A 23,548-nucleotide genomic window follows, 5' to 3' on the forward strand; every position below is an offset into this window, starting at 1 on the left:
AAAACGCATATATTTCGACAAGACCATTGTTTTATTTAAAAACCGTCTTGCCGATGTATGTATAAAAAGAAATTAAAATCCGGCAGGCAGTATCCGCCTGCTGTTGAAGGGAAACCATGAGAATGGAATTAACAGTTATCAAATCAGCGGAGCCGCAGATTCATGAAACGGCCGTTGTTGATCCTACTGCCAAACTTCATAAAAATGTAATTATCGAACCTTATGCCGTCATCGGTCCCAACTGTGAAATCGGCGAAGGCTCCATCATCGGCTCCCATGCGGTCATTTCGAAAAACGTACGCATGGGGAAAAACAATCATGTGTATCCGAACGCCGTCATCGGAGAAGATCCACAGGATTTGAAATTTGCCGGCGAATACAGTACGGTCGTCATCGGCAATGACAACAGCTTCCGCGAATTCGTCACCATCCACCGTGCTACGGGAGAAAACTGCGAAACCCGTATCGGCTCGCATAATATGCTTCAGGCATACACCCATGTGGCACACAACTGCAATTTCGGAGACTACATCGTCATGTCCAGCTTTTCCGGAGCAGCCGGCCACGTCACTGTGGAAGACCACGCGGTCATCGGCGGCATGAGCGGTATCCACCAGTTCGTAAAGATCGGCGCCTGCGCCATGGTGGGCGGTATGTCCAAGATCGTACAGGACGTATGCCCATTCGTGATCGTTGACGGCAATCCGGCAAGAGTGGTCGGACTGAACAGCGTAGGACTCGCCAGAAACAATATCACCCCCGAAGTAAGAAGCTGGCTTAAAAAAGCATACCGCACCATTTTCCGTTCCGGCCTGAAGCTGTACGAAGCTATCCATGAAATGGAACAGGACTTCCCGCCGACACCGGAAATTGAGCATCTTCTCCGCTTTCTCCGCAACTGCGAGCGCGGACTTTGCAGAACAAAAGATAAAAGTCAGAAATAATAAATATAAAAAGGCTTTCCATTTTTAGGGAAAGTCTTTTTTGCTGCGCCCAGCCTTTATACATTTTAATCTCCCTACTTTCAGGAAGACATATCCGTTTCCTTTTTACGCCTCCGTCGTCTCCGCACCCGGTTGATATGCCGCTCAAAATCTCCATGGCTGATGAGTTCCGCCAGAATGAGCTGATCCAATACAGGAACGGTACAGGAATAAAATCCCGTCCGCTCCTGAAATCTGGACAGACGATTTTCGGGAAGTACGAGGTACGCCACGCGGACAGAGGGAGCAATTGTTCGTGAGAACGTATTCATATATACTACCGGGCCATGGGGAGCAAGAGAAAAGAGCGTGTCTTCCGCTTTTGACAAAAGAGTGAACTCCGAATCAAAATCATCTTCAATAATCAGACCGGACCGCTCCTCCGCCCAGCGGATATACTCCCGCCGCTTCGAAGCATTTGCCGTAATGCCGCTTGGATAACTGTGGAACGGTGTCACATGAAGCACACGTGCGCCTGCCCGTTTCAGTTCTTCTGTCAGAATTCCTTTGTCTCCCAGACGGAGAGATTCTGTCCGTATGCCATGGGCACGGTACACCTGCCGTATCTTCTCATAGCAGGGATCCTCCACCGCTACAAGCCGTTCCCGGCCAAGGGCCTGCACTACAAGGCTGTACAGATACTCCGCTCCCGACCCGATGCATATCTGCTGCGGAGAAACGATGATATTCCTGCTTCGCGCCAGGTAGTCGCAAAGTGCATTCCTCAACTCCGCCGTTCCCTGATTGGGAGAGCGGGCCAGCACCTTTTCGCCCCATTTGGAGAGCACTGTCCGTGCCGTTTTCGCATAAACGGAAAAGGGAAATACTTCTTCATCCGTCTCCGAAGGAAGAACAGGCTTCACTTCCTTTCCCCTGTACCCCATGGGGAAAGCATCTTCCTCTTTATAAATGATAAAGTAGCCGCTCCGTTCCCGTGGTTCGACATACCCTTCTTCCGCAAGAAGCGCATACGCATGCTCCACGGTGATGACACTCACGCCATGCCTTTCCGCCATAGCGCGTTTGGAAGGCAGCTTGTGGCCCCACCGGTAAATCCCGCCGGTAATCGCTTCACGGACACGGGCATAAAGCGCCATATATGCCTTCTCTTTTACGCTATTCTCCATCACGCCTCCATCTGGTTATATTTTTATTTTTATTTTTGGTGATTTTCATAATGCCAGTTTATCATTATACTGTTTTTAAGTAAAGCTGTATAAGGAGGCTCTTCATGACAAACACCAATACCCCGGCAGGAAATATTTCCGCCGCCCCCCGCTATAAAGCCAGATGGCTCACGGTATGCGGCTTTTTAATGGCAATGAATACCGTCCTGTCATCTTTCAACATCCCCGTCCCCGGCGGACACTTTTACCTGAATGATGTCATCATCGTAGCGGCGGCTCTCTCTCTCGACCCGCTGGGCGCGTTCCTGGTCGGCGGTGTAGGCGCATTCCTGGGCGATTTCTTTTTCTACCCTCTCCCCATGTTTGTTTCGCTTGCCACCCACGGACTGGAAGCCGTCGTTATTTCCCTCTTTGCCCGGCGTTACGGAAAGAAGAATCTTCTACTCACCTTCTTTGGCGTCTTCTTAGGCGCGCTCATCGTGGTTATCGGTTATTCTCTCGGCAGGGCTTATGTATACAGTACCCCGGAATATTCTCTCATCAAACTCCCCTTTGAAATACTCCAGGCAGGCATCGGTGCCATCCTCGGCGCGTTCATCTGGAAAAACAGAAATATGGGAGACACCATCCAAAAAATCATCAACAAAAAGTAAGATGTCTTTAACCGCCTTACGGCGGTTTTTTATTTCCTTTGCCGAAGAAGCCTCCCGCCTTATCAGCTATTTCCTTTTCTGGTACAATAATACAGAAAGAATATTCACCAGGAGGAACTATGAGAACACTTCGCGATGCGGTATACGGACTGGCGGTGGGAGATGCCCTCGGACTGCCTGTCCAGTTTGAAGAGCGCGGTTCATTCCATGTGGAAAAAATGACAGGTTACGGCACGTATAATATGGCACCGGGGACATGGTCCGATGACACCAGCCTCACCCTTGCCACTTGCGACAGCATCAAACTCATGGGACGGATCGACCTGGAAGACCTCATGTGCTGCATGACCGACTGGTACAAAAACGGCAAGTATACCCCTGACGGAAAATCCTTCGATGTAGGCATGACCACGGGAGCCGCCCTCAGCCGCGGAGAAGGCCTCTCCGATGAAGCTTCCAATGGAAACGGCTCCCTCATGCGCATCATCCCCCTCGCGTTCCTTCCCGAAGTAACAGACGATGAAATACGGGAAGTATCGGCACTCACCCATGGACACCGCATTTCAAAAAGCGCCTGCGTCACCTATATCCATATCGCCAGGGAACTTTTACAGGGAAGATCCATAAAAGAAGCTGTGGAAACTGCCGTCAATGACGGTATAGAAGAAAGCCTCTTTAAAAACCTTCTTACCATCAGCAGCCTGCCGGTAGAACAAATCAAAAGCACCGGCTACGTGGCAGACACCCTCGAAGCAGCCATATGGACACTGGAAAATACAGACAATTTCAAAGACGCCGTCATGATCGCCGTCAATCTCGGCGATGATACCGACACCGTAGGCGCCGTCACAGGAGCGCTCGCAGGCATCATTTACGGTTATGATGCAATTCCTGCAGAATGGCTGAAAGATTTACGCAGGAAAGACCTCATTGACAAATATCTCTTCCAATGACAAAAGGGCGGTCTTGCGTCCTTTTCTTTTACCAATCGCAAATAAGGAGCTCTTATGCATCAAAATGATACTGTCGGTCTTCCCCATAAAATAAAATGGATTACGCTATGCGGACTGCTCATGGCAATAAATACTATTTTCTCTTCTTTCAGCGTTCCCGTTCCCGGCGGGCATATTTACCTGAACGATATCATCATTGTCATTGCCGCCTTGTCGCTCGACCCCCTGGGCGCATTTCTTGTCGGCGGTGTGGGCGCGTTCCTCGGGGATTTCTTTTTCTATCCCCTCCCCATGTTCGTCTCCCTTGCCACCCACGGTATCCGCTCCGTCGTCATGTCCCTTATCGTGGGCAGGTATGGAAGAGACAACTTCCCTGTCATTCTTGGAGCGACCATCCTTGGCGCCCTCATCGCCATCGCGGGATACACTTTGGGCAAGGCCTACGTGTACAGCACCTGGGAATATGCCATGCTGAAACTCCCTTTTGAAATACTTCAGGCCTTCATCGGATCCGCCATCGGACTCTTCCTCTGGAAAAACAGAAAATGGGGCAAAACGATCCGCCGCTTCCTTGGGTATTAACCCCTTATTCACTCTAACCGGCTCAATATAAATTCCATTTTACCGCCTTCGTTTTTTCCGCTATTACACCATTTTCTGTGCTTCACCACATTACATAAATTGTAAATTTAACGGATAAAATGCAGTTTTTAATCAGCCTTGATTTATTTACCTGTAAACTGTAACATGCATATAGGCTTGATTAGAACACTTGCTGCGTAATTTAGACAACGAAATGGCATAAACCGGAAAATATATCGCTTAAAAAATAGCAGGCAAATCCATAAATTCCCCGCAGGAGAAACGGAAATGCAATTATCGTCAGGCACCAGTCAGATGTGGGCAGCGGTGACATAGTCGTGGTTTTATTAATGGAAACGACGCTACCATAAAACAAATCGGTAAATCCGAAAATGGACTCACGCTGATAGGTTGGGATCCTTCCGTTTATACGCGAGCGACATGCACAAAGGGGCGTGAATTGCTTGTTTCTATTTTAGATAAAGTCGTTGAAATCTAAAAAAAATTATAATTTTTTTCAATTTACTATATACATGGTCTTTACTATTATGAAACCAGAAATTTTTAACACCGTTTAGTCCGTTTTTGTTACCTTTTAGGAAAATTTTGTTGCGTCTTAGATTGACAAAAAATCTAATTTTTTGTATCATAGCTATAGATTGAGCCGCTGAGCAGTATGAGATGCGGACCGAAAATAGCCTTGGTACAAAAGTGTGCCAGGCTATTTTCTTTATATACGGAGAGTACATATGAGCGCTAATCCTACAACTATTGATGAACAGATTAATATTTTAAAGCGTCGTGGACTTGATGTCGGTTCCAATCCAGGAAAATATCTAATCCAATATGGTTACTATAACTTAATCAATGGATATAAAGATTTATTTATTGATTCAGAGTTGACACGTCAAGCAAAAGAAGATAGATATAAACATGGAACTTCACTTAACCACTTAATTGCCCTCTACGAGTATGATGCAAGACTCCGTCATCAGCTAATGGCTATTACAATTAATATTGAAACACAACTGAAATCTCTAATTTCTTTACATTTTTCTTTATCTTATGGGTATGGCTACGGTTGCGGGTACGACCTTCCCTCTAACTTCACTCCAGCACCAAAACAGAAAAAACATGTGACAAGTCTTATTGACAAACTGCAGGATGACGTCGAAGATGCATATTACTATAAACGTACTCCTACAATCTGCCATTATATGAATAATTATCAAAAAGTCCCGCTGTGGGTATTAAATACAATTATTTCTTTTGGGGAAATGAGTAAATTTTACAACAATTTAAAAGCAAATATGCGCAGAAACATAGCTGCCGATATAAACCCAAATCTTAAATCGGATGATTTATCTTCAGCGCTTAGATACTTAACCACGATAAGAAATAAATCTGCACATAATAATCGTCTCTTCTCACATAAAAAAGATCAACAAGCCAGCCGCGTATCAACTATTCCCGAGTTCCAAGTGCATAAAGATATAGGCATTGCATACAGAAATAACCGCTATTTATACGGACAAGATGATATACTCGCCGCATTCATTGTATCTTCTGTTATTTCTAAACAAACTGAAATATTTCATATTCAGTACCAAAATATCGATAACGATTTAAATAAATTATCAAAACAAATCCCAAATGAGACAGTAATGCAGATAAGAGAAATCACGGGATTGAAAAGTGAATACCTGTCAAAATTAACCCGTTATGAATTTTAGTATTTGATAATATGAAAAAGCATACGATAAAAAACTATACTTAAGGGGATTTTTATGTAGACGGCAGACAAACGTCAAAAATTTATTTATACATGGCTTCTATATACCTATCGGTTTTTTTGCGTATATCGTCCGTCTTTTCTGTGATACCGAAGGAAAGCCAATAACAAGAAACCACATTGAGAAAATCTCCCGCAGGATATTTGACGCCATGGGGTTACCGAACTTTACTTTTCATAGTCTCCGCCATACGCATGCCACTTTGCTTTTAAAAAAAAGGATAAATTCCAAGGTGCTAGGGAACAGGCTGGACCATAGCACATTATTCCAGCAGATAATGGACACATATGGGCACTTTATTCCGGATCTTGAAATGGGCGTAAAAAACACTGAGAAAGATAAATCATAATCACCCATAAAACGGGTGGTTTGCTCTGCCCCTATAAGGGTCTTCCTCTAGTGGTTACCCTCTAAAGAGGGTATTGAATGATCCGGCAACCACTCTGTTATTACAGGCTGCCCCCTACTCGGGGGCTCTTTCTACGCCTACTTCACTGGCTCACCCGTAAACGGGTCTGTATATTCCTTAAAATTTAAGCTGTCTTGCGCTATGTCTTCTTCCAGTTGATTGCGTATATACTCCTTTATCGCTCCTTCATATCTTCCAACTGTATCTACATAATAGCCTCTACACCAGAAGTGGCGATTCCCATACTTATATTTTAAGTTAGCATGTTTATCAAATATCATAGGATTTTCCCAATATCACTTCTTAATTTCCTGTATATGATTTGCCGTCTATATTTAGGGGCAAATACTATGTGATATTTACATCTCCACTTGCTGTGTGATAAGCTTTTTACGTCATTCATTGACACCGAACCTCCTAATGGTACAATGATGTGGTTGCCAGACCGCTATCATTGTACCATTAGGAGGTTCTTTCCTTTTCTATAAGATGACTTTTATCTACCTCCCAGTTTAACTGGGGGTTTACTCATGCCTTTTCGGCAGACAATTAAAACCGGACATGTGTCAGAAAGCATTGCCCGGTTTTTGCATGGGGTGTTCCATGGATTATCCGTTATTTCTCTTTGTTATTTCTTCTTTTATTTTCCCAAGCAGCTCTTCTTCTGTAAAGCCGCCTTTTGCCGCGATGGTCCGGAAATCAGCCACCCGGCTCATCATCGCAAACAGCGCTGGATTGGAAAGGGGCTTGTACTTCGGAGAAAGCTGTAAAAGGAATTCTTTCAGGTAAGGATATGTCTGGAGCGCCCGGTGGAGAGTGGTATCGCCTGTTATCTCCAACGTATTTCCTTCGTCTCCCTCTTTCTCCGCCGTTTCCGCTTCCACTTCCGTGCCGCCGTCTGCTTTGCTTCCCGTCCAGACAGGAGCGGACTGCGGTTTATTTCCTAAAGAGCGGATATGCTCCACATCCTGCATGGTTTCCAGACAGCCGCGGTACACACCGTTTTCATCACGGACAGCTATATAATTTACAAATATCTGTTTCCCCGGCTTGTTGATAAAAAATTCCGCCGTATCTTTTTCTCCGCTTTTAAAAGAACCCAATATCCTGTTCACGACAGGCAGTATTTCTCTGGGATGGCAGTTCTGCACTTTCCGGCCTATCACACCGGCGCTCCGGCTGAACACACGAACCGGCGTATCGGTATAAAACTTCACAATATCGTTTTCATCAACAAATGTCAGGTCAATGGGAAGATGGCGGTAAATCAGATTGATCTGCGCAAGAGTGAGCTTCCCTATAGCCACATCCATCTCCGTATCCGTGCCCGCCCCCATATGATACTTGCTGAGAAGCGCGCTGAAGTCCTTCATAAAGGACGGTTCTCCTCCGGAAGACCACTCTGTTTTTTCCGGCGGCAGGAAGCCTTTCGGCGCCTCCATGTTGGCAAAGCCCACTTCCTCCTCGCCGATGCGCATTTCCCGAAATTCCTCTTCCGACAGAAGCTCCATGGATGTCGGGTACAAAACCCGGGTCTCCTTGAAAATAATATCCTCTATCTTCTCAATCACTTCGGGCTGCATTTTCAGGAACGCCTCTTCTTTATCCATATCCAGATATCTTGCGCTGCGGAGGATTGCTTTTTTCACATGATCATCAAACGTCCACATGATGAGTGTCGGGCGGTCAAACCCTTTCTGTTCCAGATAAGGGAAAAGCTGGTTATGTTTCCTTGTAATATGCTTTATGTATTCTTTCAGCCTGTCATAGACCTCCAGCCAGCGGTTTTTGATAAATTTCCCCGCCAAAAGCTCTTTCATTTCTGCTATCGTGCCGAGGATGATCTGATTTTCCTCCATGAATGAACGGATAGGGTGGCCTTCCGGCAATTCCAGATGCTCCCGTTCCATGACACCGTCGAAAAGCCGGATGATGTCATCCATTTTTTCATGCATGGTTTCATCATCAATGCCGTCATCTTTCAGCATCTGTTCGCCGAAAGCAAATTCCTGGGGCGTGACGGAATCAAAACGCTGCAAAATAATTTCACGCGCTTCCTCAAACGTCAGCTCCCCTTTAATGTATTTTTCTTTTATGTCGACAATTTCCCGGCACTTGGCTTCATCAAGACCGAGAATATCGTTCATTGTTTTAGTCATATATCCTCCTTATATAACCGGCTGCATATTGTAATTCTCTGCAAAATAAGTATATCAAGAAAAGTCAATATATGCCATGCCATCCTGCCTATACGCCACACCTTTCCCGCCTGTAAACCGGCTGGCTGAATGGATACCGGCTGCCGGAAAGCAGCGGCCGGGTAACAAATGAAAAAGAAGCTGATTTCAAAAATCGTCGCCCATGAAACCATGCTCACCACAAGCGCCTTCCGGAAACCGCATTTTACCGGTGCTGAAATAAACGGAAACAGATCGTACGCTCTTCCGCTTTCCATACGGGACAGCAAAAAAGACTTCCCTCTTCTATGAGATGGGAAGCCTTTTGTTTTCGGGAACGTTTTCACCCGTTTTACTTTAATTATGAATTTTCTTCATCTTCTTCCGGTTCGGAAACCACATCGATGGAAGCAATCCGGTCTCCCTCTTCCAGACGCTGGAGGATGACGCCCTGTCCTCCTTTTGCTTTCTTGCTGGAAATCTGGTCGGCAGGAATACGGATGGTGATTCCCTGTTCGGAGATGCCCACCAATTCATCCCTGTCGTCAGCAGCGACAAGCGCCACTACTTCATAGCCTTTCTTGAAGTTGATCGTCCCCTGCCCGTTCCTGCCCTGCAGACGGTAGGCAGAAGCGGCATTTCTCTTCGCGTTTCCGTCAGCGGAAATGGTAAAGATATCTTTCTCCGCCGCCACAACTACGCCTACCACATCATCCCCTTCTTTGAGACGCATGCCGTGGACACCGGACGCGGAACGGCTGAGAGGCCGTACATTGTCATCATCAATGGAGAAGCGGATGGCCATGCCTTTTCTCGTCCCCATGATGATTTCCTCATTGCCCTTGACCGGAAGCACCGCTACCAGGCGGTCTTCGTCTTTCAGGCGCATGGCGATGAGGCCGTTCTTATTGATATTCTTATATTCTTCCAAGGCCGTCTTCTTGATGTAGCCGTACTTCGTCACCATGAGGAGGTACTTGGTTCCCTCTTCGGAAATATCCAGATCCAGAAGCTCCGTCACGTGTTCATCGGCGCCAAGGGATGTAATGAAGTTGATCATCGCGCTTCCCCTTGCAGTGCGGCTTGATTCGGGAATGTCATAAGCCGTCTTCATGTAGACCTTGCCCTTGTTCGTGAAGAAAAGGATCCGGTCATGGGTGGACGTGGTGAGGATTTTACGGACATAATCTCCGTCCTTCATCTTCAGTCCGCTTACGCCGCGGCCGCCTTTCTTCTGTGTGCGCAGATCAGAAGAATCAATGCGCTTAATGTAATTCTGCTTGGTCAGGGTAATGGTCATGGGCTTGTCGGGAATAAGGTCGGTCACATCCATATCGCCCAGGGCTGCCGCAATTTCCGTACGGCGTTTGTCCCCGAAATTATTCTTTTCGTCAGTGAGTTCCGCTTTGACTACCCCCATGATTTTCTCCCTGCTGGACAGCAGATCGCGGAGGTAGGCGATGGTTTCCTGCACATCCTTGTAATCCGCTTCAATCTTATCTCTTTCCAGACCGGTCAAACGGCGGAGGCGCATATCAAGAATGGCGACTGCCTGTTTTTCCGACAGACCGAATTTAGAAATCAGCGCCGTCTTCGCCACCTCATCGGTTCGCGATTCACGGATGGTGCGGATGACTTCGTCAATATGATCAAGGGCAATGAGCAAACCTTCCAGAATATGGGCTTTGGCTTCCGCCTTTTCCAATTCATAGCGGCTTCTTCTTGTAATGACTTCTTCCTGATGTTTCAGATAGTAGTAAAGAATCTGCTTCAGGTTGAGAATACGTGGATGCCCGTCGACGAGCGCCAGCATGATGGAACCGAAATTGACCTGCATCTGGGTATGCTTGTACAAGTTGTTCAGCATGATTTGCGGATTCACATCAGAACGCAGCTCGATAACGATGCGCATGCCGCTTCGATCCGATTCATCACGGAGTGCCGTGATGCCGTCAATGACTTTTTGGCGGGACAGGTCGGCAATCATTTCCACCAGGCGCGCCTTATTCACCTGGTACGGCAGTTCCGTCACAATGATACGGTTCTTCCCGCGTTCCATTTCTTCGATATCCACTCTCGCGCGGACGGTGATGGAACCGCGGCCCGTGCGGTAGGTATCTTCAATGCCTTTATGCCCCTGGATAATGGCCGCCGTCGGGAAATCGGGCCCTTTGATATATTTCATCAATTCATCAATGGTGATTTCCGGATTATCAATCATCGCGCAAAGCCCGTTCACCACTTCCGCCAAGTTGTGGGGCGGCACGTTCGTCGCCATACCTACGGCGATACCGTAAGAACCGTTGACGAGCAGGTTCGGTATACGGGACGGCAGCACAAGCGGTTCTGTCAAAGAGCCGTCATAGTTCGGCATGAAGTCAACCGTGTCTTTATCAATATCACGGAGCATTTCCAGCGTGATTTTCGCCATACGCATTTCCGTATAACGCATCGCTGCCGCCGAGTCGCCGTCAATTGAACCGAAGTTGCCGTGACCGTCTACCAGCGGATAACGGATAGAGAAATCCTGCGCCATGCGGACAGCGGAATCATAAACCGCCGTATCGCCGTGGGGGTGGTACTTACCTAAAACGTCGCCGACGATACGGGCGGATTTTTTATATGCTTTATTGGGCAGCATCCCCGCTTCGTTCATCGCGTACAGAATACGGCGGTGTACCGGCTTGAGACCGTCGCGTACATCAGGCAGCGCACGGGTCACAATGACCGACATGGCATAGTCGATGTAAGACGTCTTCATCTGCCGTTCCAGCGGCGTATTGACTATCTTTCCTTCCTTCCAGTCCATACATTCTCCTTATTCCCAAAAACGGCGAAATAATCCGCCGCGGAACCATAAAGAAACAAAGCGCCTCTTTTTCACCAAAGCGCTGACATTTATATTATACCACACACCTTTGTTTAAAGCCCGTTTATTCCGTTTTTTAGCGATTGTAAAACATATCTCATTTATTCGTTTGTTTTTCTGCTCATTTGAAATGCCGGTTCTTTTTCTTTCCCCGAAAATTTTTCTATTTTTGCGTATGCCGCCTATGCTATGTTAAAATGAAATAAATTTAAAGTCATTGGCAGGAATAAACCATGAAAAAATATATCATCCTTGGAATCATCATTTTAGCAGTCGTCCTCGGCGGCGGCGTTTTCGCCCTTTTTTCCGCGCTCAGCGGCGGTCCGTGGGAAGGCGTATGGTGGGGCGTGCAGGAAGCGGGCATGAATTGGTCCGGCGACAACATCCGCAACCTGGAAACGATTACATTCACGCGAAACGACGATAAAACGATTACAGTGGATCACCGCGTCCAGCAGGGCAGCAAAGAAGTGGAAGGCAGCCTTTCTGGCATGGGGGCCATTGACGGCGGCCGTCTGATTGTCACCACGAAGACAGGACGGGAAGTCACTTTCTCTTACAGCCGTATCAGCAAACTGATCGAGCTTCCTTTAAAGAATGCGGACAAGACTCCTGTCACAATAAAGCCGCTTACAGAAGAAAACAATAATGATATGGAAGAAATACGGAGCGAGATCGTAAAAATTTCCCAGAAACCGGAAAATAAAATCGATACCACGTTAAGCTCCACAAAAAGTTAATCCGATGATCAAAGACAGGCAAATACCCTGTCTTTTTTCGCGCGCGAAAATACCGCTCCCTTCCCTGAAGCGGCATTTCTGTCCTTTATTTCATTCCATCTTCTATTTCCTTCTTATTTCTTTTTCAATGTGAAGATCGTCAGTTCGCGGCTTGTATCAAAGCGGAAAGGAAACCAGCCGCCGCTGCCGCGGGATACATAGCCGCAGTGCTTCCCGTCGCTGTACATTCCCCTTGTGTACTTGAAAGGCGTAATAATCGGTTTCCCAAAAATGCCGAACTGCGTCCCGTGGGTATGCCCGGTGAGCGTGAGGAACGCCCGGTTTTCAAAACCGGCATCAATGAAATCAGAATGATGGGCAAGAAAAATCTTCGCGCTGTCTTCCGGAATGCCGTCAAATGCGTCCCGCACCATTTGTGCCATCAGTTCCGCCCTTCCTTCTCCCCGCATTTCAGGATAGTCCACACCCGCCACATAAAGCAGGGCGCCGTCTTTCTGAAGCGCCACGTGGCTGTTGTCCAGTATCTTCACCGATGTTTTGCGGAGTTCATTTTCAATATAATCGGGATCTTTATACAGTTCATGGTTCCCCCGCACATAAATGATGCCGTAAGGGAAAAGCACCGCGCGGGAGTTTAATATCTTTGCCGTTTCAGGCATGACACGGATATCGTCAATCAGATCTCCCGTAAGCATCACCACGTCGGCCCCTTCCGCCTTTGAGCGCTCCAGATCGTTTGCCAGATCAGCATTTCTGTAGTATGGCCCGATATGGGTATCCGTGATTTGCGCCACTTTCAGTCCGTCAAAGGCTTCCGGCAGTTCTTCGGCGGCAATCGTATACCGCTCCGCCTCTTCCTTCATTTCTCCATCCACAGAACCATAAACGCCGATGAATAAAGAAAGCGCCATCACCGCCGCGCCAAAAATCTGCGCATACCTGCGGATAAACCGCACCGTACCGATCATCATCAAAAGAAAGAGCGGCAGTACAAGCATGATATCCGCCGCTATCAGCGCGCAGGCAAAGTACGCGCCGAAGTGTGCCGCCCAGCCATATTCCGGATAGGCAAGCGCATACCACACGTAGTACTGCACTGCGCCGCAGGAAATAAGCGCTCCGGCAATTCCATACAAATAAAACCGTTTCAGCCGGAAGAGCCCCGCCGCAAAAAGTCCGTTCATCAGTCCCAAAAAGGAAAAAAGCAATGTAATGATCTGATAGAAATCCATGAGATCTCCTTTTTATAAAAACAGAGTTCCGTTAAATAAAAAAATTGTCCTTTCAATGTCACGGGGCAGCTATTTTCACTCTTCCAGGTACGGCTCTATATACGCCGCCAATTTTGCGTGCGGCCCTGCCAGCGGTATTTCCCTGTATTCTTCGCAGCTGTACCAGCGGTAATCGCCTTCAGGCTCTTTTGCACCATGAAACAAATACGCTTTCATGTGCCAGATGCGGTGCGTGAACACATGGGTATACGTCCAGATTCTTTCTCCCGCTTTCCCGCCGAGAAGCTTCTCCAACATTTTAACACCGTCTTTTTCGCTGTCCGACAAAACCATGGGCAGCTCCCACATGGAAGAGAGCATCCCCTTGGAAGGGCGGAGATGGAAAAGCGCCTTCCCCTCTTTAATCATGACCGCGCAGCAGACGATGCTTTCCTTCTGTTTCTTCTTCGGCGTGCGGATCGGAAGCACATTTTCCAGTCCAAGGCGGAGCGCCGCGCACTCTCCGTGAAGAGGACACTTTTCACACTTGGGATGCTTGGGTACGCATACCTCGGAGCCTAAATCCATAAGCGCTTCATTGAAATCTCCTGCCCGCGCCGGCAGCGTCTTTTCCACTAACGTTGTGATTTCTTTTCGTCCCGCCGATTTTAAAATGTCCGACTCAATACCATAGAGCCTCGCATACACACGGAGAACGTTTCCGTCCACCGCCGCTTCATGCTTTCCGTAAGCCATGGATAAAATCGCGCCTGCCGTGTATTCCCCGATGCCCGGAAGAGCGCGGACGTCCTTTTTATCTTCCGGAATCGCTCCGCCGTACTTTTCTGCTATTTCCCGCGCCGCTTTATGAAGATTTCTTGCGCGGCTGTAATAGCCCAGTCCCTGCCATGCATGCAGTACGTCCGCCTCTTTGGCTTCCGCCAGTGCCTCAATGGTAGGGAAACGGCGTTTCCAACTTTCAAAGTACGGTTTCACCGCTTCTGTCCGCGTCTGCTGAAGCATGATTTCCGACACCCACACATAATAGGGGTTCCGCGGCCTGCCTTCCCGCCAGGGCAAATCACGGCGGTTTTGATCGAACCAGGCTAAAAGCTTATGCGGCCATTCCTGTCCCGGCTGTATTCTATCCAAAATGAATCCTTTCCTTAAACCATTTCAAAATGGTAATCATAGACTGTGCTCCCGTCTTTCTCAAAATAAATCGTACCGCGTATTTTATTTCCTTTCAAAATCATAGGGAGCCATACGCGGTCAGCCATCCACATTTCGCCGAAAGGAATTTCTTCCGGAAGGAACCACTTCGGCTCCATCTCATCGGAAAGATGCACTGTCCCCGTCCACGCGTAGATAAAGTATACGATGCCCGCATGAGACCAACTGGGATCGGAGGGCTGATGGAAATATAAATCTCCCGCCGCCTCAAAAGCTTTCGGATCGGCAATGAGTCCGCTTTCTTCAAAAAGTTCCCGGGCGGCGCATTCCCGCATCGTTTCCCCGTCTTCCCTTTTTCCGCCGAAGCCGTTCCATTTACCGGCTCCCATGCCGCGCCGTTTATGTCCCAGAAGAATCCTCCCGTCTTTCCGTACCGGATAGACAAGCGACGTGTCACGCATGAATGCCCTCATAGCTTTCAAAATACAATTCCCGGAAAATACGTTTCCCCGCTTCCGTTTTATAAAGACGGTTATAAAGCGCGCGGTTTTCCTTATCACTTCGGCCGCTTTCATACTGGTTCACCAGCATATCCGCCTCCGCCAGAATCTGCGCGTCCGGACCGTCTATACTCCCGTAGGAATGATGATGGGCGGCCAGCCAGCAGATGCGGTCAATATCTTCCGTCTCGAATCCGAGTCTTTCCAATATAGGGCGTGCTTCCCCCGGCCCCAATTCCTCCTGTATCTTTCCATCATTCCTGCCGAACTCCATTTCGCCCCGATGAATCCCGATATCATGGACATAAGCGGCCGCTTCCAAAACGAAAAGCTGTTTCTCCGGAATCCCCTCTTCCCGCCCAATTTGTTCGGCAAAAGCATGAACTTTCAGAAAATGATGAATCCGACGGGGATCCCCTTTATCATAAGCAATCATTTCCCTGCACAATTGATCAAGCAATTCCATGGCATCCTCCAAAAACTTTATTTCTTTTATTATAAAGCTTTCCCTGCCATTTTGGATATAAGAAATAAACCCGCAAAGCAAAAAAGGCCAGAGCTCCCGCGTTTACACCAAACTACTATCTCCACACAAAAAAGAGACCCCGAAAGGCCTCTTTTTCATTTTAAGATTATTTTGTGAGTTTTGCACCGACTTCAGAAGTTACATCTGTGCCGCCATCAATCACCGCGCCGGCTTCCAGAATGACATCCAGTCCTTTTTCCTGACGAACCTGCTGGATCGCTTTGCGGATATCCTGCAGAATCGGCTGCATGGCAGTTCTTTCTTTGGCAGCCATATCACGCTGGATTTCCTGGGCGATCTGTTCCTTTTCCTGATCGCTCTTGCCTGCGCTACGGCTGTTGAAATTTTCCTGTGCTTTTTGTGCTGCCGTTCTCATATCCAGCTGCACTTTTTCCATCTTCGGATGAGCCTGGAGCAGGGCGCCGGAATTAACAAAACCGATGCCTGCCGCTGATGCGGACGCCATGGCGCCAAAAGTGATGATACCAGCTGTAATAGCTGCTGCTGTCTTATTCATTTTCATTCCCACATTCCTCCTTAGAAATATCCCGACATATCATGGGATTTTGGGTATGTATTAATAATAGTATAATCAGTCTTATCTGTCAATATAAAATGACTAAAAGTCAGTTCACCTGTTTTACACTTTTGCTTCAAGCGCTGCGGTTTCCGCCTCTTCTTTCATGGCCTCTTTCGCTTCTTTCAGCGCCGCTTCCCGCACCTCGTTCTTTTTCTCTTTCTTCTTCGTAAAATGGGATACCGCTTCAGGGATCATGTTCAGCACCCTGTCGATCGTACCATTCGGTGTGGCATTTTTAATGGAGAATAATTCGACGCGTTCTCCTTTCATAATCAGAACCGCCGTAGGGCTCATTTTGCCGCCGCCTGCTTCTCCGCTGGATTCTCCGTTTGTCCCGTGATTTCCCGTACCGAAGCCGAAAGAAATATCCACAAACGGCACGATCGTGGCATCGTCCAGATAAATCGGCTGGCCTACAACCGTTTCCGTGCGGATCATTTCTTTAAATTCTTCAAAAATCTTTTTTCTTGCATCATCATTCATCGTGGATTCCTCCCTGTCTGTACCGCCAGAACTGACGTGCCGGCGCGCTTGCCGCCAAGCGCAATACAATGTATACCGCATAGAAGGGAATGATTCTTCCCTGTCCTTTCCCCTTTAGTTTATACGATGGCTCTATATATTTCCACACTACATTTTTCGCAGCTTCCGGAAGAAACGCCTTTGCCATCCCCGCAAGCAGGCCGGTCTGCATCGGATCCCCCGTACCGAACTCTCCGCAAAAATCCCATTTCCGCGGCATGCTGTGCGCCAGAACCGCTGCGAGAGCCTTAAAAATATTTTCCGCCAGTCCATTATGGACAGCAAACCGCAGCTGCTTCCACAGCGGAGGATGTTTTTTCTTTTCTCCTTTCCCTTCGTCTGCCGATTCTTTGTGTTTTTCTGCTTTATTTTCTTTCGTCTTTTCTTCAGGCGCTTTTTCCGGTTCCGTCTCATCGGCAAGAATCATTTCTGCCCTCTGGGCAGCGGCAGGCCGCTCCTCATCTGCAAAAAGGAGTTCCTCTATTTTTTCGTCCGCATCCGCGGTTCTTTCTCGTTTCTTTCCCGGCAGTTCCATCGTTTTCTTATAAAGCCCGAAAATGAACTCCACTGTCACGGCAAGGTGCTTTATTTCAAGGATGAAACGGTAGCGGATCGGAATCAGCAGAAAAAGAAACAGGACAAAGAAGATCCCAAGACATATTTTCAGTCCCATCATCCACCGCCATAGAGACGGGTCAGGTTTGCCGCCGCCTCTCTTACAGACTTCACCAGCGCAGCCGGCGCCACCACTTTGACAAGCGGCGCATTTTTCAAGGCCCAGGCAAAGATAATCGCCGGGGGCGCTTCTATTTCCACAAGCACCTGTCCCTGCGTGGCCGACACAATAAACGCGGATTTCCCGAAATCTGTCACGATATCCGTCATAAGTTTCCAATCCGCCTCAAAGCGGCACTTTTCCGACGGGCCTGCATATGTACGGCTTAAGACAGAAAGAAAATCTGATACGCGGATCCCCATTTCCGCGCCGGGAATTGTCTTCTGCGGACGCGCCTCTTCCTCAAGCAGGGAAACGCTGTCAAGAAGTTCCACCGCAAACGGTGTAATCTCATCCTTTCCGTCAATATTTCCCAAAAGGAAGTACCGTCCGTCCGATGCGGCCACTACATAGGGGCTCACACGGTATACACGGTCGACGCCGCCTATATCTTTGCCGTGGTACCGTTTCCCGTCAGCCTCATAATGATCGTAAAAAAACTGTATCATCTTTTTATTTTCAATAGCCTCCGCCAAAACTGCCAGTGTTTCATCAGGCGGTTCCAGCTGGTTCAGCGCGGGAATATTTTTCACGGCTGCCTTGCCGTCATCAAAAGGACGCATGTATAAATTTTTTAATTTTTGCGCAAGCTGGCGCACCTCGGCCGCGGGAAGATGGGAGAAATATAAAAGGTCGATAAGCGCTTTCATATCCTCCTTTGTCAAGTCGTGATCCCAGTACCAGTCCAGTGAAAGCGGCGCCGCTTTCCCTTCTATGACACGCTCCACTTCACGACACACTACAGGAAGCCCGCTGTCACGAAGGGCTGCCAGATTCCGGCGCACCGCCTTGCGGTCCATTTCCATGCCGTACCGTTCCCGCAGAAATGTCAATATCTGCTGCTGGGAAAGCGGATGCTCCGCATCAGACTCACTGAGCAGGATCTGGGCAATATGGACAATCGATATTTTCCTTCCTCTTCCTTTCCTCTCCGCCAATCCGGTCACCTGCTTTTCCCTATGTATAAAATACTGTCAGATAATAAAGACAGGGCTCTTGTCAATTTTTTTATGAAAGTAACTGCAAAAGGTTTGTTTAATACCCCATGAACCGCCGCGGCAATAGCGCCGCCGCCAAGAATATCCGAAGGATAATGCATCCCCGCAAACAGCCGGGAAAAGGCAAGCAGCCCTGCCAGGCATGCCATCCACCGGCATCCGGGCATACGATCCCGCAGAAGCTGAAAAGCCACGGCCGCGCTGTTCATGGCATGATTGCTCGGAAAAGACGCATTCGCTTTATGCCCTGTAAAATTCCAAATCTGCCGGTCTCTGGTAAAAGGCCGCCCCCGATGCCACAGCTTTCCGACAGCAAGGGAAATCACGGAGCATAGGCAGACTGCAAGAAACGCCGCCACGCAGCTCTCCCGCCGATGCTTTTGATTCTTCCCCGGCGCAAACCATAGCAAAATTCCATAAATTAAAAATGCCCAATGACCGTAACGGGTAATCAGATCCATCATGAGATCCACGGGGCGCGCCTGTCCCGCCAATTTATTAATCTGTCTCACAACGTCCAATTCGAGATCCATGAAAATACCTCTTGGGAAAATAAACTGTCTTTCCAAAGACGATTCCTGCCGAAACCGACCGGATTTCTACCTAAATCTCATAATTATACTTGCATTTTAACATAATCAGCCGATGAATAAAAATCGACACGCTCCCGACGCTAAGAAAAGCCTTACAAACACCTTTCCGGTTTTGGCAAACAAAAACGGCGCCTCACAAACGCCGTTTGCATAAATATATTTCTCTGTTTTATTTCTTCCGCCCGTTACTCTTTCTTTGCCTTGTCTACTTCTTTCTTCTCTTCCCGTTTCTTCACCGCTTCATGCTCCTTTTCTTTCAGCCTCTCCATGTATCCGCTTCGATGAAGAATCGTGGATACAAAAGCCACAACGGTGCAAACCGCGATAAAGAGATTCACCAAAGTGAAACCGTCGACGAAACCTATTTTATAAATAACGTAGCACGCCACGATTACGAGAAAGATATCATTGAATCTGAACATAGCCGCCCCCTATTTCCTTAACCATACAAGAAAGCAAGGTTTGCCGTCAAGATGAAAAAATTATTTTTTTCGGTGATATAATATAAATTATTATCAAATCTATGGGAGGATTCTATGAAATACATCGGTTCCGCTTCTGCCGTTTTTCTTTTATCCGCGCTGCTGCTTTCCGGATGCAATGCAGGCAGGCCTGCCGTCCCGGCCAAGACAGCCGCTGTTGAGGAAGAAAATACGCAAAAAGAAAAAGCCCCCGCCTTGCAAGCCGCCCGCCTGGGAGATACGCTTGATATCTGGACCGCCGCCTATGGCGCGCCTGCCGGAGACACAGTTTATATGAAAAGATTCAATAATGATACCGTGACGGTCATTGTTTTTAAAGAACATATCGTAAATATCACGCTGTCCGATCCTGCCGGTCCGTCAAAGGCACCACAGGACTATAAAGATTTCATTCCGGAAGACAGCATCCTTCAAAACACAAAGGAAGAACAGGATGAAAAAGGCAGCTACAAAACAGAAATGTACACCAGCTTTTCTCTCGAAAAGGCCTTTCCCCTGTCGGAAGGAAAGTTTGCTGTAGTCACAGCGCAAAGCAGGACAGACGGAAAATACCTTGCCACAGTGATTGACTGCACACCGTTATCCCAATGAATCCATTCTATGCAAATCATAACAGACTGTAACAAAATATTTCTGCATTTTATTACGGCTCTTTACTCATGCCTTTTCAGCAGGCAACTAAAAACCGCTTTCTGCAGTTTGACATAAAGGTCACTACAGAAAGCGGTTTTATTATGTATAAAAATAACAAACCGGGCAGGGAGCCATTCTCTCGGGATAATCATCCGCCTGCCGTTTTAAATCATCAGCATACCGCATCAAGGAGCCGTCTGGTATAAACGGTTTTCGGCCGGGTGATCACTTCTTCGGTGCTTCCTTCTTCCACCAGTTCTCCTTCATTCATGATAAGGATGCGGTCGCTTATATTGCTCACCAGCGGAAGATCATGAGTAATGAATAAAATGCTTACATTATGGATCCTGCGCAGATGCATAAGAAGCTCCACAATTTTTGCCTGTGCGGAAACGTCAAGCGCCGAGGTGGCTTCATCGCAAATGAGAATTTCCGGATGGACGGACATAGCTCTGGCTATCGCCGCACGCTGGCATTCGCCGCCGGAAAGCTCATGGGGATATTTTTCCGCATAATCCCCGGGGAGTCCCACATGATCCAAAAGAAGGGCCGTTTCCTTACCGGCCGTATGCTTATTTTCTCCGCAGAGACGGCAGAGCGTATCTGAAATAGACTCCCCGATTTTCCTCCGCGGATTAAAAGAGCCGACAGCGTCCTGAAATACCATCTGCACTTTGGTATACACTTCTTTCTGTGCCTGCCGTTTCAGACGGACAATCGATCGGCCGCCAAGAAATATATTTCCTCCTGTCGGCTGATAAAGTCCGGTAATCAGTTTCGCAATGGTCGATTTTCCGCTTCCGCTTTCCCCGATAATGCCGAGAACTTCATTTTTACGAAGAGAAAAGCTCACATTTTTCAAAGCATGCACGATGTATTCGCCGTCATCAAAGGTCATCGTCAGGTTTTCACAGACAAGGATTTCCTCCATCATGCCTCCTTTTCCATGGCATGTGCCAGTTTCGGCACGGCAGCCATGAGCGATTTCGTGTAGGGGTGCTGCGGGTTTTCGAGAACTTTTTTCGTTTCCCCCATTTCCACGATTTCCCCTTTATAAAGCACCGCCACACGATCCGCCAGACGTCTGGCCACGCCGATATTATGGGTAATAATGATCATGGCGGTACGGAGGGTGTCCCGGAGCATGAGAAGTTCTTCAAGAACCTGCTTCTGCACGGTGGTATCCAGCGCGGAGGTGGGTTCATCGGCAAGAATCAGTTTCGGATGGAGCAGCACGGCAAGAGCAATCACTACACGCTGTGCCATTCCGCCGGAAAGTTCAAAGGGATAGGCATTCAGTATCCGTTCCACATCGGTCAGTCCGATCCGCTTAAAAACAGAAGCAATCAGTTCGTCCATTTCTTTTTTCTCCATCCGCCTGTGGGCAAGGATGGTCTCATAGAACTGGACACGCACTTTCCGCGTAGGGTTCAGGGAATCGCCGGGATGCTGAAACACATAGGCTATCTCTTCTCCCTGGCATTTTCTTTTTTCCTCCGCGTCCATATGGAGCAGGTCCTCCCCATCGAAAGTGACTGTTCCTGTATAGACATCGGTCCTGAGGCCTTTCACTTCCGAAACGGCTTTCAGAAGCGTCGTTTTCCCGCTGCCGCTTTCCCCGACGACGCCCAGTATTTCACCGGGCATCAGTGTAAGGGAAATATCACGGATGACCGTTTTGCCGCCATAACCGGCGCTGAGGTCTTGAATTGTCAGTAATGGCTGCATAGATTTCTCCCGCTTATTTTTCGAGGTCTTTCGTCACCTGGTAATAATCATTCGGTGTAATCAGGTAGCCTTTGACATTTTTGCCCATGCCTACCTGGATCGTATTGAATCCGACAAAATCCATGGCCGCGTCATCAATGACCGCCTGCTGGATCTTATGGACAAGCTGCATCCTTGCCTCACCGTCAGACAGTTTCTGCAACTTTTCCAGCCATCCCTGCACTTCCGGATTATTGTAGTGCCCGAAATTGACTTTGCTGTCCTTGTCATAGGCATTGTAGAGGAAATCGTAGGGATCTCCCACCGGCATGGTGACTACATAATAGAGAGCGATATCGAAATCCCCCGGCGCGAAGAAGGTTGCTTTTTCAAAATTCTTAATCTGGACATCAATGCCGATCTGCTTCAGCTGAGCCTGCATTTCCGTAGCAATGGGAGCTATCGCGGCGCGCTTATAAACGGAAAACTGTACAGTAAGCGGCTTACCGTCCTTTTCCACGACACCGTCGCCGTTGGTATCTTTATATCCCGCATCGGCAAGAATCTGTTTCGCCTTGGCAGCATCAAACATACGGGGTTTCAGATTCTTTGCTCCATAAGCGCTGTCATCAGGAAACGCGCTGTAAGCAGCAGACACCGAGCCCTTCATCAGTTTTTCTCCGATATCCTTCTTATTCACGCCGTACATGATCGCTTCGCGGACAGCTTTATCTTGCATTTTGTTCAGATTGAAATACATCTGGTACACGCGGGGCTGTGCCACCCTCTTCACAACGAGGTTGTCTTTTTTCGCAACAGTTTCGGCAGCATCTACGGTCAGATCCTGGGCGATATCCACTTCACCGCCCTGGAGAGACATGGCAAGCGCATTCGCGTCAGTGACTTTGGTATATTCCACGCCGTCAGACTTGACTTCCCCGCCCCAGTACTTCGGATTCTTTTTCATGACGGCTTTTTTATTGCTCTCATACGATGCCATCACGAATGGGCCCGTACCAATCGGCGCTTTTTCAAAATCTTTCGTATTTGCCACGTCGATAATGGCCGCATAAGGATCCGCCAGGTCATTGATCAGGGTAAGGCGCGGTTTTTCCGTCTTAATGACGACAGCGTCCCCGTCAACAGTATAAACGGCGGTTTTCAGGAAACCGGCACGTTCATTCATGTCGCCCACACGTTTCAGGGAGTCAATCACTTTCTGCGATGTCATGGCTTCCCCATTGGAGAAGGTCACGTTCTTTTTCAGTGTGATTTTCCAGGTCAGGTCATCTATCTTTTCAAACTTTTCAGCAAGCCAGGGTTCAATCTTGAGACCATCCCCTACTTTAAACAGTGTCTCGCCGACACCGTAGCGGACGATGTACCAGCCATCCCATCCTTTTGCCGGATCCATGGACGAAGAGGATACGGATACTGTCCCCGCCACACGGACGATTTTATCCGCCGCCGCTTTCTTGTCATCACCGCAGCCGCTGATAAAAACGGAACAGGCCGTTACCGCTGCCAATCCTGCAGCAATCCATCTCTTTTTCATGTTTTTT

General features: G+C 48.0%; 25 protein-coding genes and 1 pseudogene. 9 read left to right on the forward strand and 17 right to left on the reverse strand.

Going from position 1 to position 23,548, the window contains the following annotated elements:
* The first annotated feature begins 122 nt into the window (after positions 1-122).
* Entirely contained in the window at positions 123-944 is an 822-nt protein-coding gene (gene lpxA / locus GCWU000321_RS05040; protein ID WP_007070024.1) for an acyl-ACP--UDP-N-acetylglucosamine O-acyltransferase, read from the forward strand.
* An 80-nt stretch (positions 945-1,024) separates the two neighbouring features.
* Here the strand turns inward: lpxA and pdxR are convergent, their stop codons facing one another.
* On the reverse strand, positions 1,025-2,110 hold the full coding sequence (gene pdxR / locus GCWU000321_RS05045) for a MocR-like pyridoxine biosynthesis transcription factor PdxR (protein ID WP_007070025.1): 1,086 nt from the start codon (positions 2,108-2,110) through the stop codon (positions 1,025-1,027).
* Between the two features lie 104 nt (positions 2,111-2,214).
* Between pdxR and GCWU000321_RS05050 the strand changes: the two genes are divergently transcribed.
* From GCWU000321_RS05050 to GCWU000321_RS09465, 5 genes are all read left to right on the forward strand, one after another.
* A complete protein-coding gene (locus GCWU000321_RS05050) occupies positions 2,215-2,763 on the forward strand; it encodes an ECF transporter S component (RefSeq protein ID WP_007070026.1) in 549 nt (182 codons plus the stop codon).
* A 119-nt stretch (positions 2,764-2,882) separates the two neighbouring features.
* Complete coding sequence (locus GCWU000321_RS05055) at positions 2,883-3,716, forward strand: ADP-ribosylglycohydrolase family protein (protein ID WP_007070027.1); 834 nt, start codon at positions 2,883-2,885, stop codon at positions 3,714-3,716.
* A 54-nt stretch (positions 3,717-3,770) separates the two neighbouring features.
* Entirely contained in the window at positions 3,771-4,298 is a 528-nt protein-coding gene (locus GCWU000321_RS05060) for an ECF transporter S component (protein ID WP_007070028.1), read from the forward strand.
* 749 nt (positions 4,299-5,047) lie between these two features.
* Positions 5,048-6,031, forward strand: a complete 984-nt coding sequence (locus tag GCWU000321_RS05070; RefSeq protein ID WP_007070031.1) for an Abi family protein — start codon at positions 5,048-5,050, stop codon at positions 6,029-6,031.
* A 127-nt stretch (positions 6,032-6,158) separates the two neighbouring features.
* Complete coding sequence (locus tag GCWU000321_RS09465; protein ID WP_277352339.1) at positions 6,159-6,440, forward strand: tyrosine-type recombinase/integrase; 282 nt, start codon at positions 6,159-6,161, stop codon at positions 6,438-6,440.
* Between the two features lie 137 nt (positions 6,441-6,577).
* Here GCWU000321_RS09465 and GCWU000321_RS05080 read toward each other — a convergent pair.
* A pseudogene (locus GCWU000321_RS05080) lies at positions 6,578-6,903 on the reverse strand (transposase).
* A gap of 205 nt (positions 6,904-7,108) precedes the next feature.
* Positions 7,109-8,659: a PAS domain-containing protein gene (locus tag GCWU000321_RS05085; protein ID WP_007070035.1), complete on the reverse strand. Its 1,551-nt coding sequence runs from the start codon at positions 8,657-8,659 to the stop codon at positions 7,109-7,111.
* Between the two features lie 168 nt (positions 8,660-8,827).
* On the opposite strand from GCWU000321_RS05085, the gene GCWU000321_RS09555 reads away from it, so the two are divergent.
* Positions 8,828-8,989: a hypothetical protein gene (locus GCWU000321_RS09555; protein WP_156777742.1), complete on the forward strand. Its 162-nt coding sequence runs from the start codon at positions 8,828-8,830 to the stop codon at positions 8,987-8,989.
* A gap of 49 nt (positions 8,990-9,038) precedes the next feature.
* Here GCWU000321_RS09555 and gyrA read toward each other — a convergent pair whose 3' ends face one another.
* The gene (gyrA, locus tag GCWU000321_RS05095; protein ID WP_007070037.1) at positions 9,039-11,486 is read right to left on the reverse strand and encodes a DNA gyrase subunit A; all 2,448 of its coding nucleotides are present in this window, start codon (positions 11,484-11,486) and stop codon (positions 9,039-9,041) included.
* 293 nt (positions 11,487-11,779) lie between these two features.
* On the opposite strand from gyrA, the gene GCWU000321_RS05100 reads away from it, so the two are divergent.
* Positions 11,780-12,286, forward strand: coding sequence for a hypothetical protein (locus GCWU000321_RS05100; protein ID WP_007070038.1), 507 nt, complete (start codon positions 11,780-11,782; stop codon positions 12,284-12,286).
* Between the two features lie 113 nt (positions 12,287-12,399).
* Here the strand turns inward: GCWU000321_RS05100 and GCWU000321_RS09160 are convergent, their stop codons facing one another.
* The 10 genes from GCWU000321_RS09160 to GCWU000321_RS05150 form a co-directional block, all read right to left on the reverse strand.
* The gene (locus GCWU000321_RS09160) at positions 12,400-13,518 is read right to left on the reverse strand and encodes a metallophosphoesterase (protein ID WP_007070039.1); all 1,119 of its coding nucleotides are present in this window, start codon (positions 13,516-13,518) and stop codon (positions 12,400-12,402) included.
* Positions 13,519-13,593: 75 nt separating this feature from the next.
* Positions 13,594-14,649 carry an A/G-specific adenine glycosylase gene (gene mutY / locus GCWU000321_RS05110; RefSeq protein WP_007070040.1) on the reverse strand — a complete coding sequence of 352 codons (1,056 nt, stop codon included), beginning with the start codon at positions 14,647-14,649 and terminating at the stop codon, positions 13,594-13,596.
* Positions 14,650-14,663: 14 nt separating this feature from the next.
* Positions 14,664-15,131, reverse strand: a complete 468-nt coding sequence (locus GCWU000321_RS05115) for an 8-oxo-dGTP diphosphatase (protein ID WP_007070041.1) — start codon at positions 15,129-15,131, stop codon at positions 14,664-14,666.
* The gene (locus GCWU000321_RS05120) at positions 15,124-15,636 is read right to left on the reverse strand and encodes an HD domain-containing protein (RefSeq protein WP_040381890.1); all 513 of its coding nucleotides are present in this window, start codon (positions 15,634-15,636) and stop codon (positions 15,124-15,126) included. The genes GCWU000321_RS05115 and GCWU000321_RS05120 overlap by 8 nt, the downstream gene beginning before the upstream one ends.
* Positions 15,637-15,802: 166 nt before the next feature.
* A complete protein-coding gene (locus GCWU000321_RS05125) occupies positions 15,803-16,219 on the reverse strand; it encodes an OmpH/Skp family outer membrane protein (RefSeq protein WP_007070043.1) in 417 nt (138 codons plus the stop codon).
* Positions 16,220-16,336: 117 nt separating this feature from the next.
* Entirely contained in the window at positions 16,337-16,759 is a 423-nt protein-coding gene (locus GCWU000321_RS05130; RefSeq protein WP_007070044.1) for a GerW family sporulation protein, read from the reverse strand.
* Complete coding sequence (locus GCWU000321_RS05135) at positions 16,752-17,474, reverse strand: hypothetical protein (protein WP_007070045.1); 723 nt, start codon at positions 17,472-17,474, stop codon at positions 16,752-16,754. Before GCWU000321_RS05135 ends, GCWU000321_RS05130 begins: the two co-directional genes overlap by 8 nt.
* Positions 17,471-18,520 (reverse strand): helix-turn-helix transcriptional regulator, encoded by a 1,050-nt coding sequence (locus tag GCWU000321_RS05140; protein WP_007070046.1) that lies wholly within the window; start codon positions 18,518-18,520, stop codon positions 17,471-17,473. Before GCWU000321_RS05140 ends, GCWU000321_RS05135 begins: the two co-directional genes overlap by 4 nt.
* Entirely contained in the window at positions 18,517-19,104 is a 588-nt protein-coding gene (locus GCWU000321_RS05145) for a phosphatase PAP2 family protein (RefSeq protein WP_007070047.1), read from the reverse strand. Before GCWU000321_RS05145 ends, GCWU000321_RS05140 begins: the two co-directional genes overlap by 4 nt.
* Positions 19,105-19,349: 245 nt before the next feature.
* A complete protein-coding gene (locus GCWU000321_RS05150) occupies positions 19,350-19,586 on the reverse strand; it encodes a hypothetical protein (RefSeq protein WP_007070048.1) in 237 nt (78 codons plus the stop codon).
* Positions 19,587-19,700: 114 nt separating this feature from the next.
* Between GCWU000321_RS05150 and GCWU000321_RS05155 the strand changes: the two genes are divergently transcribed.
* On the forward strand, positions 19,701-20,237 hold the full coding sequence (locus tag GCWU000321_RS05155; protein ID WP_007070049.1) for a hypothetical protein: 537 nt from the start codon (positions 19,701-19,703) through the stop codon (positions 20,235-20,237).
* Positions 20,238-20,451: 214 nt separating this feature from the next.
* Here the strand turns inward: GCWU000321_RS05155 and GCWU000321_RS09700 are convergent, their stop codons facing one another.
* The 3 genes from GCWU000321_RS09700 to GCWU000321_RS05170 are packed head-to-tail and all read right to left on the reverse strand — an operon-like array spanning position 20,452 to position 23,541.
* The gene (locus GCWU000321_RS09700; protein WP_007070050.1) at positions 20,452-21,213 is read right to left on the reverse strand and encodes an ABC transporter ATP-binding protein; all 762 of its coding nucleotides are present in this window, start codon (positions 21,211-21,213) and stop codon (positions 20,452-20,454) included.
* A complete protein-coding gene (locus GCWU000321_RS09705; protein ID WP_007070051.1) occupies positions 21,210-22,007 on the reverse strand; it encodes an ABC transporter ATP-binding protein in 798 nt (265 codons plus the stop codon). Before GCWU000321_RS09705 ends, GCWU000321_RS09700 begins: the two co-directional genes overlap by 4 nt.
* A 13-nt stretch (positions 22,008-22,020) precedes the next feature.
* Positions 22,021-23,541, reverse strand: a complete 1,521-nt coding sequence (locus tag GCWU000321_RS05170; protein ID WP_007070052.1) for an ABC transporter substrate-binding protein — start codon at positions 23,539-23,541, stop codon at positions 22,021-22,023.
* Positions 23,542-23,548 lie beyond the last annotated feature (7 nt).

Source organism: Dialister invisus DSM 15470 (assembly GCF_000160055.1).
GTDB classification, from domain to species: domain Bacteria; phylum Bacillota; class Negativicutes; order Veillonellales; family Dialisteraceae; genus Dialister; species Dialister invisus.